The organism is Natrinema sp. CGMCC1.2065, from assembly GCF_051225675.1.
Lineage (GTDB): Archaea > Halobacteriota > Halobacteria > Halobacteriales > Natrialbaceae > Natrinema > Natrinema thermotolerans.
In genome coordinates, this window is sequence record NZ_JBPJSJ010000026.1 from 32,715 (window position 1) to 42,707 (window position 9,993).

At 69.0% G+C, this 9,993-nt stretch carries 8 protein-coding genes; 3 read left to right on the forward strand and 5 right to left on the reverse strand.

Features of this window, described 5'->3' with window-relative positions:
* Positions 1 to 4 precede the first annotated feature (4 nt).
* The 4 genes from ACSBP4_RS18380 to glpA are packed head-to-tail and all read right to left on the reverse strand — an operon-like array spanning position 5 to position 5,545.
* Positions 5 to 1,165: a Cdc6/Cdc18 family protein gene (locus tag ACSBP4_RS18380; RefSeq protein WP_049966157.1), complete on the reverse strand. Its 1,161-nt coding sequence runs from the start codon at positions 1,163 to 1,165 to the stop codon at positions 5 to 7.
* Positions 1,165 to 2,505, reverse strand: coding sequence for an anaerobic glycerol-3-phosphate dehydrogenase subunit C (locus ACSBP4_RS18385; protein WP_435553080.1), 1,341 nt, complete (start codon positions 2,503 to 2,505; stop codon positions 1,165 to 1,167). The genes ACSBP4_RS18380 and ACSBP4_RS18385 overlap by 1 nt, the downstream gene beginning before the upstream one ends.
* A gap of 40 nt (positions 2,506 to 2,545) precedes the next feature.
* Positions 2,546 to 3,850, reverse strand: a complete 1,305-nt coding sequence (gene glpB / locus ACSBP4_RS18390) for a glycerol-3-phosphate dehydrogenase subunit GlpB (protein WP_435553081.1) — start codon at positions 3,848 to 3,850, stop codon at positions 2,546 to 2,548.
* On the reverse strand, positions 3,851 to 5,545 hold the full coding sequence (gene glpA / locus ACSBP4_RS18395; protein ID WP_435553082.1) for an anaerobic glycerol-3-phosphate dehydrogenase subunit GlpA: 1,695 nt from the start codon (positions 5,543 to 5,545) through the stop codon (positions 3,851 to 3,853).
* Between the two features lie 239 nt (positions 5,546 to 5,784).
* On the opposite strand from glpA, the gene glpK reads away from it, so the two are divergent.
* The 3 genes from glpK (at position 5,785) to ACSBP4_RS18410 (ending at position 9,222) form a co-directional block, all read left to right on the forward strand.
* Complete coding sequence (gene glpK, locus ACSBP4_RS18400; RefSeq protein ID WP_435553083.1) at positions 5,785 to 7,326, forward strand: glycerol kinase GlpK; 1,542 nt, start codon at positions 5,785 to 5,787, stop codon at positions 7,324 to 7,326.
* 2 nt (positions 7,327 to 7,328) lie between these two features.
* On the forward strand, positions 7,329 to 8,405 hold the full coding sequence (locus tag ACSBP4_RS18405) for a hypothetical protein (protein ID WP_435553084.1): 1,077 nt from the start codon (positions 7,329 to 7,331) through the stop codon (positions 8,403 to 8,405).
* Positions 8,406 to 8,541: 136 nt separating this feature from the next.
* Positions 8,542 to 9,222, forward strand: a complete 681-nt coding sequence (locus ACSBP4_RS18410) for an HAD-IIB family hydrolase (RefSeq protein WP_435553085.1) — start codon at positions 8,542 to 8,544, stop codon at positions 9,220 to 9,222.
* Between the two features lie 36 nt (positions 9,223 to 9,258).
* On the opposite strand, the gene ACSBP4_RS18415 is transcribed toward ACSBP4_RS18410, so the two are convergent.
* Positions 9,259 to 9,993, reverse strand: a 735-nt coding sequence (locus tag ACSBP4_RS18415; protein ID WP_435553086.1) for a hypothetical protein, incomplete at its 5' end; no start/stop codon positions are given.

Below are 9,993 nucleotides of genomic sequence, written 5' to 3' on the forward strand. Positions count from 1 at the left end.
TCGATCAGTTGCCGTCGGCCGTCGTCAGCGCGCGGAACGCGATCGTCGGAAACCGCGGCTCGACCGTACTCGGCCGGCGACCGCTGCCGCCCGACCGTACCGCCACGGGCATTCGTTCGACGACGCCCCGGTCCGCGAGTTCGTACAGGAACCGCTCGACGGTCCCGGCGGTCAGCGACGACCGGTCGGCGATGGCGGCCGCGATTTCGTCGATCGGCCGGTCGTCCGGCTCGAGGGCGACCAGTGCCGACAGCACCCGCTGGCGGGTTTCCGAAAGCGCCAGCGCCCGGCCGACGTGGACGCCGTCATCGGGGACGGCCGCGCGGGCCCGCTCGAGGTGGGGCCGCTCGATCCGATCGGCGTCGTCCTCGCTGGCGAGGACGGCCGCACCGAACAGCGCCGCCAGGGCGTCGTGGGCGTTCCCGTCGGCCCAGGCTGCGAGGTCGCGGACGGCGTCGTGATCGAGCGCGCCCGCGGCGAGCCCCGTCGAGACGCGATCGGTGATCACGTCGACGAGTTCGTGATCCCGGTAGGCCGGGACGGTGACGGTCGCTCCCTCGTGACCGGCCGGTTCGGACGCCCCGACCGCGACGACGGTGACTCGCTCTGTGACGGGCGCAAGCAGTTCGCGGGCTCGATCCGGGCCGAGGGCCTCGGACTCATCGTGGTGGTCGACTGCGACGACCGCGCGCCGATCGCCGCGAGTCAGCCGCTCGCGAAGCCGGTCACGCAGGTCGTCGGTCCCGACGCCGCTCTCGGGGACCCGCTCGCTCGAGAGCCCGGACAGCACCGCGCGATAGAACGCGAAGGGGCTCCCGACCCGGCGGCCGTCGACGGTGACGAACCAGGTCGCCGGGCCGGTGGTGCCGCCCCGAGTCGTCGTCTCGATAGCACGGCTCGAGCCGCCGAACCCCTCGTTCATGGCGTCGAACAGCGCCGTCGTAATCGCCGACGTCCCGGAGCCGGGCGGCCCGACGACGGCGACCGGGGGCGGCAACTCGCCGTCGAAGACCGGCTCGAGGGCGTCCAGCAACTGCTCGAGGACCGGGCCCCGGCCGATCGGCTCCGGCCGGTGGACGACCGGGCTGAGCGTGTTACGGTCGACGACGAGCCGTCTCCCCTCCCGGGCCGACCGCCGTCTGGCGATCCGTTCCTGCAGGTCCATTACTCCGCGCGTGCCCCCGTCGCGTTCGTGCCCGTCCCGTCCCCGACGAGCGCCGCAGCCAGCACCTCGAGGGTGTGGGTGATCTCGTAGCCGGTGCCGTGTTCCATCTGCATCGAGCAGGTCGGACACTCCGTCAACCCTGCTTCTGCGTCGGCCTCGTCCATGTGGTCGAACATCTCCGCGCCGATCTCCATGGAGGTTTCGTAGTTCTCTTCCTTCCAGCCGTAGGTTCCGGAGATGCCCGAACAGGAGTCGCCGACGTCGTGGGCCTCGACGCCGTCGATGGCGGCGAGCAGTTCGACCGTCTGGCCGTCGAGCCCCTGATTGCGGGCGTGACACGGTGCGTGGTAGGCGAAGTTGTCGAACTCCTCGCCGACCGACGTTCCCTCGAGTTCGGCCTCGAGGTCCTCGTGGACCCGCAGGTATTCGACGGCGTCCCAGGTGTTTTCGGCGACGGCCTCGGTGTCCTCGAAATCGAACAGTTCGGGGTACTCCTGGCGCAGCGACATCGAACACGAGCTACAGGAGGCGACGATATCGGCCCCGTCTTCGATGGCCGCGGCGAGTTCCCGGACGTTCGTCTCGGCGGCGCGACGGGCGTCCTCGAGCATGCCGTTGGCGAACATCGGTGTCCCCGAACAGTCCTGGTCGGGGACCATGATCTCGTAGCCGAAGTGTTCGTAGACGCGGACGAGCGCCTTCGCGACCTCGGGTGTGTTGTAGTTCGAGTAACAGCCGTGGAAGTATGCGATACGCTTGTCGGGGTTCTCGACCTGTGCGCCGCCCCGTGCGGTCCACCACTCGCGGAAGGTCTCGGTTGCGAACTCGGGGAACTCCCGCTCGCCGGCGATCCCGAACAGTTTCTCGCCGAGCCACTGGGTCGCAGAGAGCCCGGTCACGAAGTTCGCCGTCCGGGGGAACATGGCCCCGAGGGGGGCGAGCCGGCGGTAGTTCGCGAGCATCCGGTTGCGCCAGTACTCCCGGGAGAGTTTGCTCATGTTCTCCTCGACGTACTCAGCGCGGGCGGTGTTGTGCATCTGCGAGAGCGGCACGTCCGATGGACAGGCGCTGTCACACCGCATGCAGTTCGAACACTTCATCACCGACTCGTCGATGTCGTGATCGTCCTGTCGTTTGAGCCGCCACTGCTCGGGCCCCTGGAACTTCGGACCGGGGAACTCGTCGTCGACCTCGGCGACCGGACACTCGGTATCGCAGGTCGAACACTTGTAGCAGTCGTCGGCCCCCGGTCGAAGGTCGGTCTCTCCGGCCTCCGGAAAGACCTCGATCGGTTCGAACTCGTCGCCACTGTCGTCGGTCGGTCGTTCTGCGTCGCTCATTGGATCACCTGAATCAGTCGTCCGAAATCCGTCGTCTCGTTCATCGACACCCCTCCGCGGCGCGCCGACCCGCGACGTAGCCCGTCGCAAGCGAGACGCCGCTGCCGGACTTCTCGGCCGCGAAGTCGTAGCCGCCCAGGACCGCGCCGGCCGCGCGCAGGTTCGCGAACTCGAGGGCGTCGTCGGCATCGAGCGGGCGAAGGTCGCGGTCGACCGGCAGGCCGAAGCGGGCGTAGGGCTGGTCGCCGAAGACGTCGTCGACGAACCAGTCGTAGCGGTCGCCGGGATGCGGGACGTGACAGTCGAAGACCGGCTCCGAGACGCGCTCGCGATCCGACTGCACGCCCTTCCCTACCAGTCCGCCGGTCGCGAGGACGTACTGGTCCGCGGTGTGGGGAATCTCGCTCCCGTTGCGGTCGACGGTGACGCGGTCGATCCGCGCGGGGCCGCTCGAGCCCGCGCCGTCGGCCGCGGTCTCGTAGTCGACCACCGGGACCCCCGTCGTCACGCGGACGCCCGCGTCGGAGAGCGCGTCGAACAGCAGGTCCTCGAGGCGCAGCCCGGGGAGGCTCGGCGGTCCCATCGGGACCTCGAAGACGTCGACGCCGAGCCGGTCGGCGAGGTCGGCCCTGACCGCGTCGGCCCGGTCGTCGCCGAGGACCGCCGGGAACCCGACGCGGGACTCGCCCTCGAGGTGGGGCCGGACGGTCTCGGCCAGCGCCGCTCGCGCGGTGGTGTCGCCGGCCGCCGTCTCGACGGGTTCGTCGCGGTCGAGCAGGTGGGCGTAGCGCGTGACCTTGGCGTCGTCGCGCTCGATGCCGGGAAAGCGGACCGTGACCCCGCGGGCCGCGAAGGGGACGCCCGCGGCCTCGAGATGGGCCGCCGCCAGCGGGGCCTCGAAGTCCGGCAGCGTCGCGAAGCCGACGAGCAGGGCGTCGCGGTCGTCGCTCGCCAGCCCGGCGGCGGTCGCGGTCGGGTACCGCGCGGTCGGCTTGACGGTGCCACCGTGGGTCGGGACGAGCGCGTTCGCGTCGGTGTGTGCGCCCGCGTAGGCTTCGCCTGCGATCTCGTCGAAGAAGGCGAGGGCGTCGCGGACCGCCTCGGCCCCGACTCGCTCGTAGGGGTGGCCCTCGGGGAGGTCCGCGAGGGCCGAAAACGGGTCCGCGAGCGGGCCCTCGCCCGTCGGCGTGTACCCCAGCACGTCGATCAGGCCGCTGGCGTGACGGAGCGTACTCTCCTTGTGGGAGACGAGCCGAACTCGGACGTCCCGCTCGGCCGCGGCCAGTGCGGCGGTCGCACCGGCCAGCCCGCCGCCGACGACGAGGACGTCGTCTTCGATGGCCATTCAGTCGTCCCCCCGGGCTTCTCGAGCCCCGCCGCCGTCGAACGCCGCGAACTCGATCTCCCCGGTCGCGTCCGCGGGGTCGCGATCCCGGTTCATCGTCGTCGCGTGCAGGGCGTAGTTGAGCATCGCCTGCGAGAGCTGTTCGCCCCACAGGGCGTGGCGTTGCCCTTTCCAGCGCTCGGCGACGAGTTCGTCGAGCGCCGCCCGGACCGTCCCCTCGTCGTACTCGGGGTGGAGTTCGTGGGCCATGTTCTGACAGCAGAACCCGCCCTGACAGTTCCCCATCGAGGCCCGCGTCCGAATGCGGACCGCGTTCAGGTCTGCCCCCGATCCCTCGATCGCGTCGCGGACCTCCGCGCGGGTCACGCCCTCACACTGGCAAATCACCGGGTTCGGCTCGTCGGTTTCGAGGACCTCGCTCGCCCGGCTCCCCAGCCGTTGCTTGCTCCGGCGGGCCACCGGCGAGCGCAGCCCGAAGTCGTCCATCCCCGCCTCGAGCCGCGCGAGGTTCTCGCTGCCGGGCAGGGGTTCGTCGGCGGTCGAACACGAGGCCGTGACGCCCAACTGCTCGCAGACGTGGTCGGCGATCTCCTCGGCCATCGCCCGGTAGGTGGTGAACTTGCCGCCGACGATGCTTGACATACCGGCGACGCCGTCGCGATCGGCGTGATCGAGCAGGAAGAAGTCCCGCGTGATGTCGGTCGGATCCTGTGTGCCGGTTCCCGGCGGCTCGTAGAGCGGGCGCACGCCCCAGAACGAGCGGATGGTCCGCGATTCGGCGAGGATCGGCACCAGTTCGGAAAGCGTGTCGATCATCGCTTCGACCTCCCACTGTTCCTCGGGGTAGTCGTCCGGATCCGCGACTTCCTCGTCGGTCGTCCCCAGGATCGCGGTCGTCTCGTGGGGGACGATGATGTCGGCGTCGCCCTTCGGCCGACAGCGGTTGATGACGGTGTCGACCTGCCGGACGTTCATGATCGTCATGACGCCCTTGGACGGACGGACCTCGATCTCGAGGTCGGCCATCGCGCCGATCTGGCCCGCCCACGCGCCGGTCGCGTTGACGACGTACTCGGCGGTGATCTCCTCGGTGGTCCCGGCCGCGGCGTCGCTTCGCTTGCCGGGTCCGGCACCGTGGCGGACCTCGACGCCGTAGACGTCGTCACCCTCGCGCAGGAGGTCGATCACCTCGGCGTGCGTTTCGATCCGCGCGCCGTGGGCCTCGGCGTCGACCGCGTTTGCGACACAGAGCCGGAACGGGTCGACCGCGCCGTCGGGCACCTCGATCGCCCGTTCGACGTCCTCGGCGAGGTACGGCTCGATCTCGCGGGCCTCCCGCCCCGAGAGGACACGTGCCGGAATCCCGCAGTCGCGACAGCCCTCGAGTTTCTCCCGGAAGTAGTCGTCCGAGTCCTCGGGCCGCTGGACGAACAGGCCGCCGGTCTCCTCGACGCAGTGCCCGGCGATCTCCCGGAGCGTTTCGTTCTCCTCGATACATTCGGTCGCGCTGGCCTGATCGGAGACGGCATAGCGGCCGCCGCTGTGTAACAGGCCGTGCATCCGACCGGTGGTTCCGTCCGTGAGGGTCCCTCGTTCGACGAGCGTGACCTCGAGACCGCGGGTCGCCAGATCGCGGGCGATCCCACAGCCGGTCGAGCCGCCGCCGAGGACGAGGACCTCGGTGTCCCGTGCCATTCGTTCACCGGACCTACGGTCACCCCACTCTTTATTTTATCGCCGCCGAGCTAACACTCGTAACTCACTTTCCCACACCGTCACTGACGGCGATTTGGCGGCGAACTTACTGTCTTGATCCACCTATTCCCCATCGTTCGTGAAATCGTTGGTAACATTTATAACGATCGTCGGTGTCGTTTACTGGTATCACGCGACCGGCAGTAAACGAATCGCGTGGCGGTACGAGGTGACTACCAGTGACAGACACAACGTACGTCGGAGCGGTCGACCAGGGAACGACCGGGACCCGGTTTATCGTGTTCGATCACGAGGGCCAGGTCGTCGCGAACGCCTACGAGACACACGAACAGATCTACCCCGAACCCGGCTGGGTCGAACACGACCCGATGGAGATCTGGGAGAACACCAAAGCCGTGATCCAGCAAGCGCTCGGACAGGCGGGGATCGCCCCGTCCCAGCTCACGGCCATCGGCGTGACCAACCAGCGGGAGACGACGGTCCTCTGGGACGCCGACAGCGGGAAACCGGTCCACAACGCCATCGTCTGGCAGGACCGCCGAACCACCGATCGCGTCGAGGCCCTCGAGGAGGAGGGGAAAGTCGAGGCGATCCGCGAGAAGACCGGCCTCGAAGCCGACGCCTACTTCTCGGCGACGAAGGCCGAGTGGCTGCTCAATAACGCCGATCCGATCAAACTCGAGCGCGCCCGACCCGAGGACATCCGCGACCGCGCGGAGAAAGGCGACGTGTTGTTCGGGACGATCGACACGTGGCTGATCTACAACCTGACCGGGAACCACGTCACCGAGGTCACGAACGCCTCGCGGACGATGTTGTACGACATCCACGACCTCGAATGGGACGAGGACCTCCTCGAGGAGTTCTCGATCCCCGAGGCGATGTTGCCCGAGGTCCGGCCCTCCAGCGACGACGACACGTACGGCACGACCGACCCTGACGGGTTCCTCGAGGCCGAGGTGCCGGTCGCGGGCGCGCTGGGCGACCAGCAGGCCGCGCTGTTCGGCCAGACCTGCTTCGACGCCGGCGACGCCAAGAACACCTACGGCACCGGTTCCTTCTTCCTGATGAACACCGGTGACGAGGCCGTCGAGAGCGACCACGGCCTGCTGACGACGATCGGATTCCAGCGCTCGGGGGAACCGGTCCAGTACGCGCTCGAGGGGTCGATCTTCGTCACCGGCGCGGCCATCGAGTGGCTCGAGGACATGACGCTGATCGAGGATCCCGCCGAGACGGCGGAACTGGCCCGCAGCGTCGACTCGACTGACGGCGTCTACGTCGTCCCCGCCTTTACCGGACTGGGCGCACCCCACTGGGACCAACGGGCCCGCGGCACCATCGTCGGGATGACCCGTGGCACCCGGAAGGAACACGTCGTTCGCGCGACGCTCGAGTCGATCGCCTACCAGACCCGCGACGTCGCGGAGGCGATGGAGGCCGACTCCGGCATCGAGATGACCTCGCTGAAAGTCGACGGCGGCGCGGTCAAGAACAACTTCCTCTGTCAGCTCCAGTCGGACATCATCGGCTCGGAGATCGTCCGCCCCGTCGTCGACGAGACGACGGCGCTGGGCTCGGCCTACGCGGCCGGCCTCGCCGTCGGCTACTGGGACGACCCCGACGAGCTGCGGAGCAACTGGCAGGTCGACGCCGAGTTCGAGCCCGAGATGGACCGCGACCGCGCTGACCGCCGATACGAACGCTGGAACGACGCCGTCGAGCGCTCGCGCGACTGGGCGCGTGACGAGGAGGAATAACGATGCTGCAGCCGCTCGTTACGGTCCCCGTCGTCGGCATGGAACTCGAGGCCTTCGCCGTCCTGCTCATCGCCGCCCTCGCCGGCGGCGCGTTCGGCGCGGCCCTCGGTGCCCTTCCCTCGTTCGTCTTCACCGGCTTCGTCGTCTTCCTCGGCGAGGGGATCGCGATTCTTCAGGACGAGATCGGAAGCGAAATCGGCGTCGCCGGGGCGGGCGATATCGCGACCGGTATCACCGGGACCATCGGATTCGGTGCGGTCACCGGCCCACACATCGCCTTCGCCGGCGGCGTCGCCGCGACGGCCTACGCCGGACGGAAGTATCCCGAGATGGAACCCGACGACTGGGACTACCACTTCGGCAAAGACATCCTCTACGCGTTCGGCACCAAGCCCGACATCCTCGCGGTCGGGGCCGTCTTCGGGGCGCTCGGGATGCTCATCACGCGCGTCATGGGCGGGCTCGGCTTCCCGACCGACAACATCGCGCTGTCGGTCGTCGCGACGGCCTTCCTCGCCCGACTCGCGTTCGGCTACCCGATCGTGGGCCGGGTCGGCGGCTCGAGCGTCCTCGACATGTCGCCGTTCGAGCGCGACGAAAAGCGCATGGCCGCCGACGGCGGCACCGAAACCGACCGGCTGGCGACCGAACCCTGGCTCCCCCATCAGTACGAGTGGACCGGCGTGACCGCTATCGGGATCGTCGGCGGGCTGCTCGGGGGCTTCATCTGGCTCGAGACCGGGAGCATCTTCATGGGCTACGCGATCTCAGCCATGAGCCTGCTCTTTCTCAACCTCGGCGTCGAGAAGATCCCGGTCACCCATCACATCACGCTGCTGGGTGCCGTGGGCGCGGTGATCGCCATGCCCGCGATGGGCAGCGAACTGGTCGCGTTGCTCGCCGCCGGTGCCTTCGGCGCGATCAGCGGCCTGCTCGGCGAGGTGAGCCAGCGCGTGTTCTACTCCCACTCCGGGACACACGTCGACCCGCCGGCGATGGCTATCGCCGAGTTCATGCTCGTCCTCGGTGTCCTCTATCTGGCCGGGTTGCTCCCCAACGCGGGCTATCTCGCTCTCTGAGCGGCCAGAATTTCGCGTTTTCGACGAACGGCATCTCAGTTACGCTCGAGCAGCGACGACGAGGCGCGAGTCGCCGTCGGGGCGACTACGTCCACCGATCCGACCGTTTTAGGGGCCGGCTTACCCATTGCTCGGTATGACCGCCGATCCGCCGCTGGTGCTGGACATCGACGGGACGCTGACCCGCCCCGCGGGGTGGGGCATCGACCCCCGCGTCTTCGATCCGATCCGCGAGTGGGAGGCCCCGGTCGTCATCGCCACCGGGAAGGCGTTTCCCTACCCTGTCGCCCTCTGTCATTTCGTCGGAATTCCGGAACTCGTCGTCGCGGAGAACGGCGGCGTCGTCTACACCGGCGACGATGTCTTCTTCACCGCCGATCGCGAGGCCGCCCGGGCCGTCGCCGAGGAGTACCGCGCCGCCGGCTACGAACTGGGCTGGGGCGAGGAAGACACCGTCAACCGCTGGCGCGAAACCGAGATCGCGGTCAATTTAGAACAGCCGCTCGAGCCCCTGCGCGAGATCGCCGCCGACCACGGCCTCGAGGTGATCGACACCGGCTACGCCTACCACGTCAAGGACACCGATCCGAACAAGGGCGAGGGGCTGGAGACGATCGCCGACCGCGTCGGGATCGACCTCGCCGACTGCGTAGCGGTCGGCGACTCCGTCAACGACGTCTCGACGTTCGAGGCCGTCGGCCGGAGCGTCGCCGTCGGCAACGCCGACGAACTGGCGAAAGCGGCCGCCGACGAGGTCCTCGACGCCGTCCACGCCGACGGGACGCTCGCGGTCCTCGAGCGGGTCCGCGGGTCGTAGTCGCCGTCAGGGGGACCGCGCCGCGATCGCCGATCGTTACTCGCCGTTCTCGATGACGTCCTCGAGCCACTGTTCCGGAACGACCCGTATCTGGTCGTCCGCCCCCAGCGAGTCGGTCGTGAGGAAGACGAGGTCGTCACCGGAGGCGACCGCCAGTCCGCCGCCGGCGACCGCGTCCCAGTGGTTCAACACGGTATCTGGCACCGTCAGCGACCGCTCGCCGTCGACCTCGGAACTGGCGACGTACCGGATCCCGTCCTTGTCCTGGATCGGATCGAACTGCCCCGAGACGACGACGGCGTCGTCGGCCTCGCGGATCCCCCAGAAGACCTCCGACCCCAGCGACAGGATCGTCCGGTCGAACGCGGTTTGGGGGACCGGCACCTCGCTGCTGTGTTCGTCGAACGCCGCCGCGCCCAACTGCTCGTAGGCTTCGGGTTCGGCGACCTCGGCAGCGTCCGGTTCGCGCTCGGCGTCGTCGGACTCGGCCGCAGTGGTCGGCCCGCTCGCGGCGTCACCGGACTCGGGACTCGAGGCCGCGTCCTCGATGTCGATCGATGTCCTGGCGACCTCGCTGGCCGCGTCGCCGCCGGCGTGGTCTTCGCGACCGGCGTTTCGTTCCCGCCCCTCGAGACCCTCGATGTCGGGTGACGTACTGGCGACGTCCGACGGCTCGACGCCGGTCCGGTCGCGAGCCGCCCGGCGCTGGTCGATCGCGATCGCGAGGAGGAGCCCGCCCGCGCCGAGCCGCAGATAGCCGTGCCCGCGGTC